Source organism: Aquimarina rubra, from assembly GCF_042684305.1.
Taxonomy (GTDB): Bacteria; Bacteroidota; Bacteroidia; order Flavobacteriales; family Flavobacteriaceae; genus Aquimarina; species Aquimarina rubra.
This window is the reverse complement of sequence record NZ_JBHULE010000035.1, coordinates 23202-40129: the sequence shown is the minus strand read 5'-3', so window position 1 is coordinate 40129 and position 16928 is coordinate 23202. Positions and strand designations below refer to the sequence as shown.

At 34.4% G+C, this 16928-nt stretch carries 17 protein-coding genes; 10 read left to right on the top strand and 7 right to left on the bottom strand.

Annotated features, from left to right (window positions below):
- Positions 1 to 3: 3 nt before the first annotated feature.
- The 5 genes from ACFSR1_RS19810 (at position 4) to ACFSR1_RS19790 (ending at position 5094) form a co-directional block, all read left to right on the top strand.
- Complete coding sequence (locus ACFSR1_RS19810; RefSeq protein WP_378294782.1) at positions 4 to 858, top strand: glycosyltransferase; 855 nt, start codon at positions 4 to 6, stop codon at positions 856 to 858.
- A gap of 72 nt (positions 859 to 930) precedes the next feature.
- Positions 931 to 1080: a hypothetical protein gene (locus ACFSR1_RS19805; RefSeq protein WP_378294781.1), complete on the top strand. Its 150-nt coding sequence runs from the start codon at positions 931 to 933 to the stop codon at positions 1078 to 1080.
- 219 nt (positions 1081 to 1299) lie between these two features.
- Positions 1300 to 3603, top strand: coding sequence for a chondroitinase-B domain-containing protein (locus ACFSR1_RS19800; RefSeq protein WP_378294780.1), 2304 nt, complete (start codon positions 1300 to 1302; stop codon positions 3601 to 3603).
- Between the two features lie 117 nt (positions 3604 to 3720).
- Positions 3721 to 4284, top strand: coding sequence for a TetR/AcrR family transcriptional regulator (locus ACFSR1_RS19795; protein ID WP_378294779.1), 564 nt, complete (start codon positions 3721 to 3723; stop codon positions 4282 to 4284).
- Between the two features lie 63 nt (positions 4285 to 4347).
- Positions 4348 to 5094, top strand: coding sequence for an SDR family NAD(P)-dependent oxidoreductase (locus tag ACFSR1_RS19790; RefSeq protein WP_378294778.1), 747 nt, complete (start codon positions 4348 to 4350; stop codon positions 5092 to 5094).
- A gap of 83 nt (positions 5095 to 5177) precedes the next feature.
- Here ACFSR1_RS19790 and pafA read toward each other — a convergent pair whose 3' ends face one another.
- Complete coding sequence (gene pafA, locus ACFSR1_RS19785) at positions 5178 to 6854, bottom strand: alkaline phosphatase PafA (RefSeq protein ID WP_378294777.1); 1677 nt, start codon at positions 6852 to 6854, stop codon at positions 5178 to 5180.
- A gap of 115 nt (positions 6855 to 6969) precedes the next feature.
- Here pafA and ACFSR1_RS19780 point away from each other — a divergent pair, with 115 nt between their 5' ends.
- The gene (locus ACFSR1_RS19780; protein ID WP_378294776.1) at positions 6970 to 7707 is read left to right on the top strand and encodes an MlaE family ABC transporter permease; all 738 of its coding nucleotides are present in this window, start codon (positions 6970 to 6972) and stop codon (positions 7705 to 7707) included.
- Entirely contained in the window at positions 7707 to 8471 is a 765-nt protein-coding gene (locus tag ACFSR1_RS19775) for an ABC transporter ATP-binding protein (protein WP_378294775.1), read from the top strand. Before ACFSR1_RS19780 ends, ACFSR1_RS19775 begins: the two co-directional genes overlap by 1 nt.
- A gap of 80 nt (positions 8472 to 8551) precedes the next feature.
- Here ACFSR1_RS19775 and ACFSR1_RS19770 read toward each other — a convergent pair whose 3' ends face one another.
- The 5 genes from ACFSR1_RS19770 to ACFSR1_RS19750 all read right to left on the bottom strand — a co-directional run bounded on the left by ACFSR1_RS19770 (position 8552) and on the right by ACFSR1_RS19750 (position 14140).
- Positions 8552 to 9268, bottom strand: a complete 717-nt coding sequence (locus ACFSR1_RS19770; protein ID WP_378294774.1) for a hypothetical protein — start codon at positions 9266 to 9268, stop codon at positions 8552 to 8554.
- A gap of 88 nt (positions 9269 to 9356) precedes the next feature.
- Positions 9357 to 10805, bottom strand: coding sequence for a DUF389 domain-containing protein (locus tag ACFSR1_RS19765; protein ID WP_378294773.1), 1449 nt, complete (start codon positions 10803 to 10805; stop codon positions 9357 to 9359).
- A 5-nt stretch (positions 10806 to 10810) separates the two neighbouring features.
- Positions 10811 to 11887, bottom strand: a complete 1077-nt coding sequence (locus ACFSR1_RS19760) for a mannose-1-phosphate guanylyltransferase (protein WP_378294772.1) — start codon at positions 11885 to 11887, stop codon at positions 10811 to 10813.
- 2 nt (positions 11888 to 11889) lie between these two features.
- Entirely contained in the window at positions 11890 to 12486 is a 597-nt protein-coding gene (locus ACFSR1_RS19755; RefSeq protein WP_378295422.1) for a SprT-like domain-containing protein, read from the bottom strand.
- Between the two features lie 67 nt (positions 12487 to 12553).
- Entirely contained in the window at positions 12554 to 14140 is a 1587-nt protein-coding gene (locus tag ACFSR1_RS19750; protein ID WP_378294771.1) for a vWA domain-containing protein, read from the bottom strand.
- An 89-nt stretch (positions 14141 to 14229) separates the two neighbouring features.
- Here ACFSR1_RS19750 and ACFSR1_RS19745 point away from each other — a divergent pair, with 89 nt between their 5' ends.
- From ACFSR1_RS19745 to ACFSR1_RS19735, 3 genes are all read left to right on the top strand, one after another.
- Positions 14230 to 15180 carry a hypothetical protein gene (locus ACFSR1_RS19745; RefSeq protein ID WP_378294770.1) on the top strand — a complete coding sequence of 317 codons (951 nt, stop codon included), beginning with the start codon at positions 14230 to 14232 and terminating at the stop codon, positions 15178 to 15180.
- Positions 15177 to 15650 carry a hypothetical protein gene (locus ACFSR1_RS19740; protein WP_378294769.1) on the top strand — a complete coding sequence of 158 codons (474 nt, stop codon included), beginning with the start codon at positions 15177 to 15179 and terminating at the stop codon, positions 15648 to 15650. The genes ACFSR1_RS19745 and ACFSR1_RS19740 overlap by 4 nt, the downstream gene beginning before the upstream one ends.
- Positions 15651 to 15848: 198 nt before the next feature.
- Positions 15849 to 16229, top strand: coding sequence for a hypothetical protein (locus ACFSR1_RS19735; RefSeq protein ID WP_378294768.1), 381 nt, complete (start codon positions 15849 to 15851; stop codon positions 16227 to 16229).
- 14 nt (positions 16230 to 16243) lie between these two features.
- Here ACFSR1_RS19735 and ACFSR1_RS19730 read toward each other — a convergent pair whose 3' ends face one another.
- Positions 16244 to 16924: an SDR family NAD(P)-dependent oxidoreductase gene (locus ACFSR1_RS19730; RefSeq protein WP_378294767.1), complete on the bottom strand. Its 681-nt coding sequence runs from the start codon at positions 16922 to 16924 to the stop codon at positions 16244 to 16246.
- Positions 16925 to 16928: the final 4 nt, after the last annotated feature.

Here is a 16928-nt window from a genome sequence, read left to right as displayed (position 1 = left end):
ATCTTGAACATTTATATTGTCATACCAGCACATAACGAAGAACTATTGATTGCTAAAACTTTAGACTCATTAGTTGCCCAGACAATACTTCCTAAAAAAATAGTAGTGGTTAATGACAACTCTACTGATGGTACAGAAGCTATAGTTAACGAATTCATCGGCAAACACAATTACATTTCTTTAGTAAATACAAGTTCTTCTGAAGATCATATGCCGGGTAGCAAAGTTATCAATGCATTCTATCAAGGATATAAAACACTGGATGATGGATATGATGTGATCTGCAAGTTTGATGCAGATCTTATCTTTCCTGAAAATTACCTGGAAACACTAATAAAACATTTCGAAAAAAATCCAAAAACCGGAATGGTAGGTGGTTTTTGTTATATCCAAAAAGAGGAGAATTGGATTCTGGAAAACCTTACCAACAAAGATCATATTCGAGGCGCATTAAAAGCGTATAGAAAATCCTGTTTCCAGGATATCGGAGGGTTAAAACCTGCCATGGGCTGGGATACAGTGGATGAGCTGTTGGCACAATACCATCATTGGGAAATCAAAACCGACGAATCGCTAAAAGTTAAACACCTGAAACCTACAGGAAATACCTATAACCCAAAAGCAAAATACAAGCAAGGTGAGGCTTTTTATAAAATGCGATATGGTTTTATGATTACACTGATAGCCTCTGTAAAACTATCACTATTAAAGAAACAACCTCGATTGATTATGGATTATATAGCTGGTTTTTTTAAAGCTAAAAGAGAAAGACAACCATTTCTGGTTACAAAGACCGAAGGTAAATTCATTAGAAAGTTACGTTGGGGAAAAATCCTCCAAAAGTTATTTAAATCCTAAAAAATACTTCTTTTCTACGTTCTGTTTATTCCTTTTCATAGATTCAGGTATTATTAATTAAAAAACCTGAATATGTTACACAAAATTTTAAATGTAGAAGGGATTGAGATTCTCAAGAAAGAACATCAAAAAACAATCACAGGTGGAGAACCTCCTTGTCCTCTATGGGTTTGCAACTCACTAGAAACCTGGCCTCTTCAGCCAGCTTGCTATTGTGAATAGATTTCTAAAAGTTAAAAGGTGTTTATGTAAAAGTTAGCATAAACACCTTTTTATGTTTTCTACTAATCCTTCCATTCATTAGGAGGCAACTTGGTTATTATAAAAAATAGACCTAAATTGCTCCACACACAACTTACGAGTATCTACTTTTAACGAAGCATTAGACTGTTTTTTGAAGTCTAATGGGAATGTTTAATACAAATATTTCAAAACAAACAAATGAAAAAAAGTAGGCTCTATAGCTATCTGTTAGCTATTCTATTCACTGTAAGTTCTTGCACACAAACTAGTACTACAAAACAAACCGATGGAACCAATGTTGTTACTACCATCGAAGAATTTAATGATGCTATCGCAGCAGCACAACCAGGAGACGAAATTACCTTAAGCAATGGTATCTGGACTGACACACATTTCGTAATTACAGCAGAAGGCACAGAAGAAAAACCGATTACAATTAAAGCTCAGGAAAAAGGAAAAGTAATCTTGTCGGGTAATACTTCTCTAAAAATCGGAGGAAAACATGTGATTGTAAAAGAACTAGTTTTTAAGAACGGTTACACAGAAGAAGATGCACTGATTATCTTTAAAACCGATGATGGAAAATTAGCAGAACATTGTAGGCTTACCGAAATAGCCATTGATCATTTTAATCCAACCAATAGATTCGATAAATCCGAATGGATTCATCTTCACGGAAAAAACAATCGAGTAGATCATAACTATTTTGGAGGAAAACTAAATGCCGGTGTAACTCTGGTGGTAAGACTAAACAATAAAAACAGCTTAGAGAATCATCACAGGATTGATCATAACCATTTTGGATACAGACCTAACCTAGGGTCTAATGGAGGAGAGACACTTCGTGTTGGAGTTTCAACATATTCTTTAAGTCCATCAAGAACATTGATTGAGAACAATTATTTCGAACAATGTGATGGCGAAGTAGAAATCGTTTCTCTTAAATCAAGTGACAATATAGTGCGTAACAATGTTTTCTATGAATCCGCAGGTGTATTGGCATTAAGACATGGAAACCGAAACTTAGTAGAAAACAATTTCTTTATCGGAAACAACAAACCAGGTACAGGAGGAGTTCGGGTTATTAACGAAGGCCATACTATTAAAAACAACCATTTTCAGGAACTAAGAGGAAAACGTTTTTTTGGAGCGCTACCGGTAATGAACGGGGTACCTAATTCGCTAATCAATAGATATCATCGAGCAGAAAACACAGATATTGTTGGAAATAAGTTTTTAAAATGTGATCATATCCAGTTTGGAGTAGGCGCTGATAACGAACGAACCGATCCTCCTCAAAATATAAGATTTACTGACAATGTTTTCTATCATCCCGAAAGAAAACAAGTCTTTGAAGCAATTTCGGATTATAGTACCTTCTCCTTTTCAGGAAACGAAGTAGTATCTGCGGATTCGAAATTTAATCACAAAGGATTTAAACAAGTCGAAATTACATTCTCAAAAGATCCTGCTGATGGTTTACTAAAAAATAAAACCTACCAACCTACACTTCCTATTACAAAAAATGAAGTGGGACCAAACTGGTACACACCACAGCAGAAATATTTTGAGATCACCAACAAAAACTCGAATGCAACACAAGTATCCGGAAACGAAAATGAGGCTTTATTTGATACCGTGAAAGCTGCGGCATCAGGGGACACTATTTTATTAAAACCCGGAACCTATACTTTTACCAAACCGTTAATCATCAACAAAGCATTGACCATTACCACAGAAAAAAGTAATAATCCAGTAATCTTTACTTATGACCAAAATGAGTCGCAAAAACCTCTAATCATCATAGAAAATGGAGGAAGCCTATCCATTACCGGAGTTATATTTGATGGTGCTTCAGAAAATGGTATTGCACAATCCGGAATCGCTACCTCATCAAAACCTATGATTGATCACTATAAACTAAAGGTAACATCTTGCGAATTCAAAAACTTCGATGCGAGCCGAAAAACTGCTTTTAGAGCTTATAAAAACACCTATGCAGATACCATCGTTTTTAAAAACTCAAAGTTTCATAACATTTCGGGGAATGCAATCAGTTTAGATGGTGAAAATGAAAATAGAGGACGCTACAATGCAGAGTATGTAGAAATTAACAACTGTCATTTTAGCAAAGTAATGGGGAATGCAGTTTCTCTATTAAGAATGGGTAATGACGAAAGCACCACCGGACCATATTTAGAACTAAAAAACTCTACATTTATCGACGTGAATAACAAAGATTTAGGGAGTGTAGTGCTGCTTTGGGGAGTTCAGAAATTAAATATTGATAACTTACTATTCATTAATTCCGGAAAAGGTGGTAGAGCTATAAAATACGAAGATCCGGGATGGGCGATTAGTGCAATTGATAACATCAGTCTTATCAATTCTGGTCGTATCGAATCCTTTGGAGAACGCACTGGTAATAATATCGAAATTATAAAAACTGAAAAGCCCTTAGAGTTCAAGCCAAAATATAAAGGTTATAAAGCCTTACAGTAAAAAAAAGATCCATCCCAACAACCTAACCAATCGTCAAGTAACAGTGTATTTCTGTTAAACATTTCTCAAAACCAGACAGACTTGTCTGGTTTTTGTGTTTTTTTATATATTTGTCGTGTGAAACACTCCAAGGTAAGAGATCATATCATAGAAACAGCCTCTGCTTTATTTTATAATAAAGGGTATAACCTCACGGGAATTAATGAGATTATTAAAGAAGCAGGAATCGCCAAGGCAACCTTATACAATCATTTTCCTTCGAAAGAAGATATATGCATAGCCTATTTACAGTATAAGAATGAGGCTTTCAGAAATGATATACAAGAATTTGTTCAGAACATTCCACCCGGAAAAAAGAGAATATATGCCCTATTTAATTTTCTAAAGTTATTTTTTGATCAAAAAGATTTTAATGGTTGTTGGTGTCTGAATACTTTCTCAGAAATGCCAAAGGAAAACGAAAATGTAAAGAGCGAAATTCAGAAACAAAAAAATAATTTTATACAGTTTATTAAGGGCTTGGTTATCGACAATTGTGATCAAAATTCTGATCAGGCAAATGAAATGCTAGCCAGAAAAATTTATTTATTGTATGAAGGAGCCATTTCAGAAAGCAAATTACATCAAAACATCTGGCCGATCGAAACATCTTTGTCCTTATGCAAAAAAATCATAGCATAAAAAAATTTACATTTAAAAAGACAGACTTGTCTGTACATAATTAATTATCTAAATATAAATTAAATGACTCAATTTAAAAACAAAATTGCTCTGGTTATAGGCGGGACCAGCGGAATCGGCAAAGCCACGGTAGACTCATTAATCGAAGGAGGAGCCACGGTTCATGTAGTAGGTAGAAATACATCCAAAATTCCGGATGGAAATAACATCATTAAACATCAAGTAGACATTACGAACAAAGCTAATGTTGATCAGCTTCGCCACACTATTGAAAAATTAGATCGCTTAGATTACCTGGTAAACGCATCCGGAATTTTTGGTCCGAAACCTTTTTTAGAACATACCGTTACAGATTATGATTCCTATCAGGATCTTAACCGAGGATTCTTTTTTATTACACAAGCAGCGGCTAAGAAAATGAAAGAAAACAATAACGGATCAATCGTAAATATAGGCTCTATGTGGGCGAAACAAGCCGTAAAAGCCACTCCCTCTTCTGCTTATTCTATGCAGAAAGCAGGATTACACTCGCTAACACAACATTTGGCTATGGAACTAGCTGATCACGGAATCCGAGTAAACGCAGTATCTCCCGCTGTGGTAGAAACTCCTGTATATGATGGCGTTTTTGGCGGAGCTGAGGAAGCTAAAAAAGCGTTGGTTGGTTTTAATAATTTCCATCCAATAGGAAGAAATGGAACCGCAAAAGATATTGCCAATAGTATTACTTTCTTATTATCAGATCAAGCATCTTGGGTAACCGGAGCTATTTGGGATACTGATGGTGGTGTGATCGCCGGCAGAAACTAAAGGCTTATTAGTAAGAGTAAAGTCTCGGAAAAAGGAGACTTTACTCTTTACATACTTTATATCATACCTGCACTAAAAATAATTTAGTTTAGCACAAAAGGCAATACATCTCCCGTCGCTCCATTAGGAAAAGTGATTCCCAGCAAAGCAGAAATCGTTGGTGCAATATCAGGAATGGTTGTTCTCTCTGCAGTGCTTCCTTGTTTAATACCTTTACCCATAAATAATAAAGGAGCGTGTGTATCGTAATTTAATCCACTACCATGTGTTGATCCCGTTGGAGAATATACAATAGTAGCCGGATTTAATACAAAAATAACATCCCCGCTTCTTTTCTGATTGTATCCTTTTTGAATCAAAGCAGCAATTCCATTTGTAAAAGTTCCTGTCGATAGTTGTTCTCTGGTAAATACTTTATCTATTTGATCATACTGTAAAATATAATGCGCAATAGCTTTCTGTAAATCCTCTGGGTTTACATTGTTTTTTGCTAACATATTATATGCAAAAAACACCTGATCATTTGATATTTTTTCGATCAATCCATCCACTTTAAACTTTTCCTTTACAAAAGCTTCAACGCTGGTGGATAATCCTTTCATATTAAAATAACCCGCAGGAATTTTAACGGTCTTTAAATAATTCGGCACATGAACGGCACCATGATCTGCCGTTAAAAACACTGTATAATTTCCTTTCCCAACTTTGGCGTCCAAAGCATTAAAAAATCGTTCCAGATCTTTATCCAAGCGCAAATATGTATCTTGTATTTCTTTGGAATTTACTCCAAAATTGTGCCCTACATAATCTGTACTGGAAAAACTTACTGTTAGAAAATCAGTAATAGCATCTTTCCCTAGTTCTTCGCCATCAATTGCAGCAATTGCAAAATCTGCTGTTAAACTATTTCCATAAGCCGATCCTTTGATAATATCATAACCCTCATTCTGATCTTTCAACGTTGCTAAATCATATGGAAATGTAGCGGTTTCCTTTCCTTTAAAACCTCTCTCAAAGGTATTCAGATCGTCACCACTTTCTGTATAAGAATTAATATCATATAGAGTATTCCAAACTTTTAAATACGATTCTGCCTTATCAGAATCATTAAATTTTTGTACCCATTCCGGCAAGTCATTTCTGTAATATGTACTTGTGATCCATTTTCCTTCGTCTTTTCCTCTAAACCAATATGCACCATTAGCAGAATGTCCTGCAGGTAAAATAGCTCCTCGATCTTTAATAGCGATCCCGATCGATTTTCCTTTCAGTTGTGTATGCAATCTGTTTTGATCTGCTACAGTAGTCGTTTTCATTCTATGTGGTGACATTCGCTCTAATTCACTATCCGAACCTACTGCTTTTACAGAAGGATCACTGGCGCAATACACTTCTTTCTTACTGAACTTATCGTACCAGTAATTCGAAATAATCCCATGATTTTGAGGTGTAGTCCCTGTAAATACAGAAGCGTGACCAGGTCCTGTATAGGTTGGAATATAGTTGAAGTGATTATTCTTACAATTGAATCCTTCTCTAATCATTCGCTTAAAACCGCCTTCACCAAAGCGATTATAAAAACGTGTTAAGTAATCGTATCGCATTTGATCCACAACCATACCTACTACTAATTTTGGGGAAACATGTATCGTTTTTTCTTTAGAAAATTCGTTCGAATTAGAATCAGATTGCAACTGTTGTGATTTACATTGTATAGAAATCAGTACTAGTCCAAGAATTAAGAATACTTTCTTTATCATTACTCATTTATATTTAGATGGCTAAAATACCATTTATGCAAATGTAAAACTTTAATAGAAGGTTATATCCTGTCGCTAATTTTTTTTCTATTTTAGCCCTTCTAATGTAAGACATATGTTTTATCTGGACGATATTGGTCGTTATTTTTTAATGCTAAAAGGAGTTTTTAGTCGTATGACTAAAGGTTCCGTTCTAAGGAATTTAATTTTAAAAGAAATAGATGACCTAATTATAGGATCATTAGGTATCACCATTTTTTTAGCATTCTTTATCGGAGCGGTAGTTGCCATACAAACTGCGTTGAACCTAAATAATCCTTTGATTCCTAAGCAGCTTATTGCATTCGCATCTAGGCAATCAGTAATCCTGGAATTTGCCCCTACTTTTATTTCTGTGATTATGGCCGGTAAGGTAGGATCTTTTATTACATCTAGTATTGGTACAATGCGGGTTACAGAACAGATCGATGCATTAGAAGTCATGGGAATTAACTCACTAAACTACCTGGTTTTTCCGAAAATTATTGCGATGCTTATGTATCCTTTTGTAATTGCCATAGCCATGTTTGTAGGTATTTTTGGAGGATATATTGCCGGTGTTTACGGAGGATTTGTTTCTAGCAGTGAGTTCATTAGTGGGTTACAGGAAGATTTTATTCCGTTTCACTTAGTATATGCTTTTATAAAAACATTTTTATATTCATTCTTATTAGCAACCATACCTTCGTTTCATGGATATTATATGAAGGGAGGAGCTCTAGAAGTAGGTAAAGCCAGTACATCTGCATTTGTTTGGACTACCGTTGTTGTTGTTATAGCTAATTATGTATTAACCCAATTATTATTAAGCTAATGATAGAAGTAAAGGACATACATAAAGCATTTAATGGAGAAGAGATTCTAAAAGGAATCACCACTACTTTTGAGCGCGGAAAGACAAATTTGATCATAGGCACCAGTGGAAGTGGTAAAACAGTTTTCCTTAAATGCATGCTTGGATTATTCACCCCAGAAAAGGGGAGTATTTGTTATGATGGAGCTACCTATTCTGAGTTAAATGAAGAACAACAAAGAGATCTGAGAGAACAGATGGGAATGGTATTCCAAGGGAGTGCATTGTTTGATTCTATGACAGTAGAAGAAAATGTGATGTTCCCATTAATGATGTTTACCAAACAAAAAAAGGAAGAAATGCTAGAACGAGTAAACGAAGTATTGGCTCGTGTAAATCTCGAAAATGCAAATAAGAAACTTCCTTCAGAGATTAGTGGTGGTATGCAAAAACGTGTAGCAATCGCAAGAGCCATTGTAACCAGACCTAAATATCTTTTCTGCGATGAGCCCAACTCTGGACTAGATCCCAGAACCGCTATCGTAATTGATAATTTGATTAAAGAAATCACCGAAGAATATGACATCACTACGATCATCAATACGCATGATATGAATTCTGTCATGGAAATTGGAGAAAAGATTGTCTTTTTAAGATATGGTCATTTAGAATGGGAAGGTGATAAAACACAAATTTTCAAAACTGATAACGAAGCTGTAACTGAATTTGTATACTCTTCTAACCTATTCAAAAAAGTAAGAGATGCTCAGTTGAAGGGATTATAATTATCGATACACCATTTACACCAAAGAATCTACCCTTTTTTCTTCCAATAAATTTCAAATTTACTTAGAATAATATAGTTCTATTTTGCTATTAAAATATTTTCCGGAATTACATTTTCCATCTTAGCAAAAGCTAAGCTTAAATTATCTTCTTTTATATCATCTAGCAACCATCTACCTTCTGAATATTCCATTACCCATATATGACTTTCATCCTGATAACCTAATCCTCCTTCTACAACCTTTCGGGTTTCTTTATCTATCAAATAATCCTGAATGCTCCCTGAAAAACTAATGACAATTTTCGAACCCTCATAATTATCGTTATTTGTCAATTCTAGATATAGTGGTCTTATTTTATTAATCTTCTGAAGATCACATATGTTCCTTAAATTATTTGACTTCCATTTATCTAGATGAGCAGATTGTTGATTTTGCCAATACCAATGATTTACATATTCTTTAACTTCACTCATATCTTCATTACCCCAAGCATTATACACACGAGTAATAATATTGGAAAAATTCTTTTCAAGATTTAACCACGAAAAATCCTTATTCTTTAAACCTATCTGTACTAGTTGCTTTTTTGTTTTTCTTACTTTAAAATATTCAACAGTTTTGATATAAACAATGAGCGGTAATAAAACAATCACCACCAGTAACATCAAAATTTTTCCCCACCAGGTCTTAAACAAACCTTTTGCAATCACGCCACCAGGACCTGCATATATCGGGTCTATAAAAAAAAGAAAAGCTATAAAAACTAGTAGTACTATAAATTTTGAATTTTTCATTCCTCTATTATTTAAGTAGTTTCACCATATGTAAGTGTCTGTATACTCATAAATGTTATCCTATGAGAATAAACTAATTGTCAACTAATCACTTCACCAACAACGTATCTGCTTTCAGTTCACTGGTAATCCACTCGCGTAAATCTTTATTTCTAACATCGTTAAGACTATCAGATACCTGGAATTTCCATTGAGGAAAGATAACTTTTACCGTATCTACTTTTAAGAAATTAGATTGAAGGACTTCTCCATAACCTAGTTCTGACAAATCCGGGAAACGGATCTTAGCATCTTTAGCAATGTTATTATACGGTAAGACTTCTACAGGTGCTACTTTCTGAGCTTCTGCCAACTGAGTTTCCAAAAGTGCAAGGCGTATTTTTAAATCTTCTACTTTATCCAATAATTCTTCATTCTCAGTTTCTAAACGATTTAACTCCACAATATAGCGATCGTTTGCTTTGGAAATTTGTTCAATTCCTCTAGCTTTATTACCGCTAATTTTCAGTGTAAAATCTCTTATACTTTCGTAATTCTTAAGTTCATTTTGCAAATCACTCACAGTCGCTTCAGCGATTTCACCATCAAAATATAATTTGATTGACTTATCATCATATTCATAGAATTCTTTACGCAGATATAAATTAGGGTTTGCATCAATTTCATTTGCCAAAAAACTTTTATAATCCCTATCCGCATTACTCATGTTCAAGGTAATATAAAAGGTCCAAATTGCGGGAATAACGGCGATAATTGCAAAAGCAGATGCTATTCTGGCTGTACGTTTTCTTTTTGCCGAGTTTGCATAACGCAGCATAGGAAAACGTAATAACTTGGCTACAATAAAAGTAGACAATGCTATAAAAATGGCATTAATACAAAACAGATACATAGCGCCTATTGCAATTTCTACTTTTAGCACTGCAATACCAAAACCTACTGTACATAAAGGAGGCATTAATGCCGTAGCAATCGCAACCCCTGCTATGGCATTGGGCATGGTTCCTTTTTTGGATTTAGCAATAATCAGTGCCAAACCACCAGAAATAGCCACAAAAACATCCAGAATCGTTGGGGCAGTTCTGGATTTTAGCTCTGGAGTAAGTTCTGTCAATGGAGATACTGCAAAATATAAAGTAGCAGTTAGCACACTTAATCCAACCATCACTCCCAAATTAACCAAAGATCTCTTTAGTGTATCTATGTCATTAATTGCTATAGAAAGCCCAACACCCACTATTGGTCCCATTAAAGGAGAAATTAACATCGCACCAATAACTACCGCAGTTGAACTCACGTTTAGTCCTATCGATGCCACAAACACCGAAAATATCAGAATCCAGGCATTATGTCCTTTAAATGGTATATCATTTTTAACATCCTCTATGGTCTGGTCTTTATCGGTGTCTGATCGTATATTCAATAAACCAGAAAGAAATAGCTTAATACTCGCAAAAAGACCTATAGCGTCTCTTTTTACAGATTCTTTAATCTCTTCTTGTTCTGAATTGGCAGGCTGATTTGTATTCTCTTCCATGTATATTATCCGTATTTTTCTCCGTAAGTATCTTTTACTTTTTTAAGTACTTGTTTAATATCCTGTTCTTTCTTTTTAGGGTAAATTAATAGCACTTCTTCTTTATCCACAATGATATAATCTTCTAGTCCATCTACTACTACAATCTTGTCTCCAGAAGTTCTAATCATGTTACCAGATGCATCTTCTGCCAAAACTCTGGCATTCACCACTGCATTATTTGCATCGGTTTTATCAAGTTTATCATATAATGAACCCCAGGTACCCAGATCGTTCCAATCAAAAGTAGCAGGAAGGACATATACATTTTCTGCTTTCTCTAAAATAGCATAATCTATGGATATATTTTCTGCAAGCGGATAATTTTTAGCAATAAAACCATCCTCTTGCTCTGTGTTATAGACAGGTAAACCTTTTTCGAACAGAGCGGTCATTTCTTTTTGGAATCTTGCAAAAGCTTCTACAATACTCTTAGCACTCCAAATAAATATCCCTGCATTCCAGAGATAGTTACCTTGGTCTAAAAACTGCTTTGCAGTTTCATAATTAGGTTTTTCTGTAAACTGAGCTACCTTTTTTATCGCACTGGTTTCTTTATTGTATTGTATGTATCCATACCCGGTATTCGGAAAACTAGGCTGAATACCTAAGGTCATTAGCATGTCCTTTTCTGAACAGGCGTCAAAACATTGTTTTAAATTTCCTGTAAATGCATCTTCATCTTCAATCCAGTGATCACTTGGTGCTACTACCATCACTGCATCCGGGTTTTCTTTTTGAATTTTTAATGCTGCATATAATATACAAGGAGCCGTATTGCGCATTGCCGGTTCGGTTACCACTTGACGCTGTTCTGCATCGGGTAGTTGCTCTAAAACCAGGTCATTATATCGCTCATTAGTAAGAATGAATATATTCTCTACCGGAATGATTTTAGCCAAACGATTAAACGTTCGTTGGATCAGTGTCTCTCCGGTTCCCAACATGTCGTGGAACTGTTTTGGGAACTCTGTTGTACTTACTGGCCAAAATCTTGATCCGACTCCACCAGCCATCAAGATGGCATAATAATTTTTGCTCATAATTAATTTAGTAATTCGACCTCAGCATTAGGATTAAACAAATAGATTCTACCCGTGCTAATTTCGATACATTCATAACGTTTTACACGTTTATTTCCTTTTTGGAATATCTTTCCATTATACAATCTAAACTTGCTTCCTAAAGGCACTTCAAAGATATAATTTTTATCATTCTCCGGATCATATTGTTTTAGCGCTAACGATAGTTTTGCATCAGTATCACTACTTGCTCTCGGATTCTTAAAATGATTTGCAATCACAGGCAATAACCTTGACGGAAAAACATCCGGATTGATATACGGTAGCATCAATTGCTGAAAAGTTCGTTTCCACTCTATTCCGTGAGGTTTGATGTAGCGTCCATATTTCTCGAAAGCTACCAGATGAGCAATCTCATGAATCAACGTTATCAAAAAACGATAGGTATTCAAAGATGCGTTAACCGTGATTTGATGTCTACCATCTGGCATTTTGCGATAATCGCCATGACGAGTGACACGTTCATTAACAATTTTGAGATGAACATTACATTTCACAATCAAATCAAATGCCGGTTCTAAAGCACGTTCAGGGATGTATCTTGCCAGGATTTCCTTCATTGCCGCAAAATACAAAAATAAGCGCATCGATTAAATGCGCTTAGTAAAGAATTCTTGTATCTATTATCTATTCAACTTTTTCATAACTACTCATTAATCTTACAAACTCAGCTCGATATCCCTGTTCATCGTTCCCTCTGCTATTTTTTGCCAACTTGATGATATCCTCAATACTTTGATTTTGTATATACTGTGAGTTTCTTAACTTCATTCCATACCACGCCACAGAAGCAGCAAATTGAAAGTCGTTCGAGATTTGTTTCTCAGTATCTGTTTTATGTATATGAACCATCTCCATACTTTGATCTTCCTTTGGTTTTTTATACCTGAATTTTACGGTAAGTAACTCGTCTCCATATTTAGCTTTCTCAACTCCTTCATTTTTTTCAGAGTATTTTAAATCTGAAACTTCCTTGAGGTATGTGCTTTGTACTCCAGTTGGGATGACCTCATACAATGCTGTAACTGTGTGACCACTCCCCAATTCTCCGGCATCTTTAGTATCGTCTATAAAATCTTCGTCATTTAATAATCTATTTTCATAACCTATCAAACGATACGCCTGTACTTTGGCTGGATTAAATTCTACCTGAATTTTTACATCTTTTGCAATGGTATATAATGTTCCGCCAAACTCTGTTCCTAATACTCTCTGTGCTTCTTGCATGGTATCGATGTATGCGTGATTACCATTACCAGTATCGGCCAATGTTTCAAGCTTACTATCTTTATAATTTCCCATTCCAAAACCCAAACAAGTTAAGAACACTCCTGATTCTCTTTTTTCCTCAATTAACTCTTTCATTCCGGCATCACTACTAACTCCTACGTTAAAGTCACCATCGGTTGCCAGAATTACTCTATTATTCCCGTTTTTGATAAAATGCTCCTCTGCAATTTTATAAGCAAGCTTAATTCCTTCACCACCAGCTGTTGAACCCCCAGCTTGCAGATCATCTAATGCTTCTATTATTTTTTCCTTATTTTTTCCACTTGTTGGTTTAAGCACTACTCCGGCGGCACCTGCGTACACAACGATAGACACCTTGTCTTTAGCTCTTAATTGTGATACCAACAGTTTAAAGGCCTTTTGTAATAAAGGTAATTTGTTCATATCATTCATAGATCCAGAAACATCAATTAAAAATACCAGATTGGATGCGGGAAAACTTTCTGCCGGTATTTCTTTACCCTTTATTCCAATTTTAACCAATTGTGTTTCTTCATTCCAGGGAGTAGATCCGGATTCTGTATGAATCGCAAAAGGATGCTTATCGACAGGTTGTTGATAATCATACTTAAAATAGTTGATCATTTCTTCTATCTTCACAGCATCTGCAGGAATCTCCTGACCGTTATTAATCATCCTGCGAATATTACTATATGAAGCTTTATCCACATCAATTGAAAAAGTTGATAACGGAGCTAGGCTTACTCTTTTAAAGGTGTTTTCTATAATTTCTTTATACGCCTCATCATTTTCATTGCTATCTTTTAGATTTTCAAAACCTTGTGTAAAATCCACGCTCTCTTCCAAAACTATACTTTCATGAACATTATACTTTCTAGTGGCATACTGATTGCAAGAACTTATTACTAAAAAGAATAATCCAAGAAGTATAAATCCGATTTTTTTAATAGTCTTTGTTTTCATATTTATTGTTTTTACCTTGTTAAACTGAAAACAAACATAGTATCATAAAAACCTGTATTCTTGTATAGTCTTTGTAAAACCCTTGTAAATTGTTTTACAAATCATATTTATTTAATAATCAAAATATTACAATTATTAATCCTGAAGAACACATAGCATTCTCTCTTCTTAAAAAAGCAGTTTCTCAACAGTTTTTAAAGGAGAATACTGCCTCGAGTAATGATATTTCTCAATGGAAAGGTCAGGATATTATTTTGTTTCAGGAAGACTTGAGAAAACAGGTAAAAGGTAGTATTAGTGAAAAATCGTTCTACAGCTATTTTAAAAACAAATCAGAAAAATTACCTCGTGTAGATATTCTTAATATGCTATCTGAATACTGCGGACATAAAAATTGGGGAGATTTTAAGGCACTAAATTCTAATAAGAAAATTCAGAAGAAAAATCGTGTAGTTTCTAAATTGATTGGCTTTTTGTTAATTGGGATTGTATTTATCACCTCTGCTTACTTTTTAATCCCGAAGACGCACACTTTTATCTTTTGTTTTATTGATCAAGACAGAAACCTACCCATTACCAGAACTCCTATTGATATTATAGTCTTAAATGATAAGCAATCTCCTTTTTATGCAAAAAGTGATAGTTTAGGTTGTTTTAAATGGCGTACCAAAGATGACTATATTCATTTTGTAATCAAATCACCGTATCATAAAACAGATACCATTTTTAGAACAGTTTCATCGATTACCAATGAAAGCATCCAGGTTCGTACAGATGATTATGCCTTAATGTTACATTATTATGCCAATGGCAAACTTGAGGATTGGAAAAATAGAAAAAATGAATTATCCAGAATGATTTCTGATGATGCGACTATTTTTCAGGTATTACCATCAGGCTTAGGTATCGAAGTATATTCTAAAAGTGAATTTATAGATAAACTCACAACACCCACAAAAAGCTTACAAAATATTGAAATCATTGAGTCCAAGAGATCTAAAAATCAAATTGTTAAACTAAAATTCAGAGTAAAGTCATGAAACAATTTGTATATCTCATAGTACTACTTATAATTACGAGTTGCGCAAACAACTCATTTAAGAACATGGAAGCGCCTGAAATAAGTGAAGATAATTTTTTTACCGAAGATGAGGCTTCGTTTGCTACTTTAGAAGATGCTTATGTGGTTTTGGTTTCAGAAAAACTACAAGATTATCTGGATAAACAAATATTGGTAAATCAGCACCCGGAATTTATAGCTAAAGAGGATACTCCTGTATTATTCACTACAAAAAAAGCAAAAGAAATACGGCAAGTTAAATTTATAGGGCAGCCTGAAATTCTTTCTGACTCAATTACTAAAATAATCACACAGGTTCATTTTGGTAATACACAAACTGACACTATTATTTCTTACATTACCACTTCTGAAACCCTAATTGACGGTGTTAGATTTAAAACTTCAAAAGCAACTTTCGAAAGGATGAAATCATCCAAAAAAACGGATTAAAAAATGTTTTTCAACATGTTTTTTACGGTTTTTCCGTCTTACAAACGTTAAGAAATCTTTGATTTAAGAGTTATTTGTCGAACAAAAAACAACATTTATCGAGTTTTTACAAGTTTTAACTTGTTGTTAATCAATTATTAATATTTTTGGAGTCCTGTTTTTTAACATTTTAGAAAGAATATTTAAAGATTAGACATTATGAGAATTTTTACAATTTTACTATTACTTTTTATTTGTACTACTACCAGTATCGCACAAACCCAAGTTGAAGATCCACAGGAGAAATTAAAATTAGTGGAAGAGGAACTAGAGCAAATAAATAAAAAATTAGAAGAATTGGCAGAACAAAGAGCAATTCTATTACAGCAAGAATTGAATCTTAGTAATTACGCCAGTGATCGTGTAAAAAATGTAATCATAAAATACTCAATTCAAGCAAATAAGGTGATCCAGTCTAATGCCTCTGCAAACGAAAAGACAAAGAACTTAAGTAATATTGTTTATTTCCAGAACGAAGAGTTTAAAAAATTACTTACAGTTCATCAATTTTATAAATACCTGAAGTTAACGGATATATAGAGATTCATGTCCGGCTATGGTGTACTGCTGGATACCTGGAGTACTTTCCCATTATAGAATTTACTAGCAGTAAGTGCAAAATTCTTGATATATTCTGCCATTTCTATAGCTGTTAATGGCGCTTGATATCCCGGAAAAGCTTCCTCTAACATCTCTGTTTGCACTGCTCCTAATGCCAATACATTAAAAGCAATACCGCTTTCTTTATATTCTTCTGCCAAGAGTTCACTTAGTGTTATAACGGCACCTTTACTAGAACTGTATGCGGCCAAACCAGGAAACTTCATACTGCCTTGAATTCCACCCATACTGCTTACAGTAACTACATGGCTTCCATTAGTCATAAAAGGTAGCACTAAACGGGTAATTTCGGCCACACCGAAAACATTTACTTTGTAGACGTCTTCAAATTCCTGAGTAGAAATTTCTGCAAAAGGTTTATTTAATAATTTACCCGCGTTATTAATCAAAACATCTACTTGGTTCCAGTTTTTGGTAACATAATCAGTCATTTTCTCCAAATCTCTGGGATCGCATATATCAAAAGAAAATGCGTGAATATTTTTATGATTCAGCGCTATAATTGGTTTTTCATTTCGGGACAAAGCCAAAACATGATGCCCTTCATCCGCAAACAATTTTGCCATTTCATAACCTATTCCTCTACTAGCACCGGTGATAATAATATTTTTCATAAGC

Coding starts and splice junctions, on each gene's coding strand:
- ACFSR1_RS19805 (WP_378294781.1), top strand. CDS start 931: ATGTTACACAAAATTTTAAATGTAGAAGGGATTGAGATTCTCAAGAAA.
- ACFSR1_RS19800 (WP_378294780.1), top strand. CDS start 1,300: ATGAAAAAAAGTAGGCTCTATAGCTATCTGTTAGCTATTCTATTCACT.
- ACFSR1_RS19790 (WP_378294778.1), top strand. CDS start 4,348: ATGACTCAATTTAAAAACAAAATTGCTCTGGTTATAGGCGGGACCAGC.
- pafA (WP_378294777.1), bottom strand. CDS start 6,854: ATGATAAAGAAAGTATTCTTAATTCTTGGACTAGTACTGATTTCTATA.
- ACFSR1_RS19780 (WP_378294776.1), top strand. CDS start 6,970: ATGTTTTATCTGGACGATATTGGTCGTTATTTTTTAATGCTAAAAGGA.
- ACFSR1_RS19775 (WP_378294775.1), top strand. CDS start 7,707: ATGATAGAAGTAAAGGACATACATAAAGCATTTAATGGAGAAGAGATT.
- ACFSR1_RS19770 (WP_378294774.1), bottom strand. CDS start 9,268: ATGAAAAATTCAAAATTTATAGTACTACTAGTTTTTATAGCTTTTCTT.
- ACFSR1_RS19765 (WP_378294773.1), bottom strand. CDS start 10,805: ATGGAAGAGAATACAAATCAGCCTGCCAATTCAGAACAAGAAGAGATT.
- ACFSR1_RS19760 (WP_378294772.1), bottom strand. CDS start 11,887: ATGAGCAAAAATTATTATGCCATCTTGATGGCTGGTGGAGTCGGATCA.
- ACFSR1_RS19755 (WP_378295422.1), bottom strand. CDS start 12,486: ATGAAGGAAATCCTGGCAAGATACATCCCTGAACGTGCTTTAGAACCG.
- ACFSR1_RS19750 (WP_378294771.1), bottom strand. CDS start 14,140: ATGAAAACAAAGACTATTAAAAAAATCGGATTTATACTTCTTGGATTA.
- ACFSR1_RS19740 (WP_378294769.1), top strand. CDS start 15,177: ATGAAACAATTTGTATATCTCATAGTACTACTTATAATTACGAGTTGC.
- ACFSR1_RS19735 (WP_378294768.1), top strand. CDS start 15,849: ATGAGAATTTTTACAATTTTACTATTACTTTTTATTTGTACTACTACC.
- ACFSR1_RS19730 (WP_378294767.1), bottom strand. CDS start 16,924: ATGAAAAATATTATTATCACCGGTGCTAGTAGAGGAATAGGTTATGAA.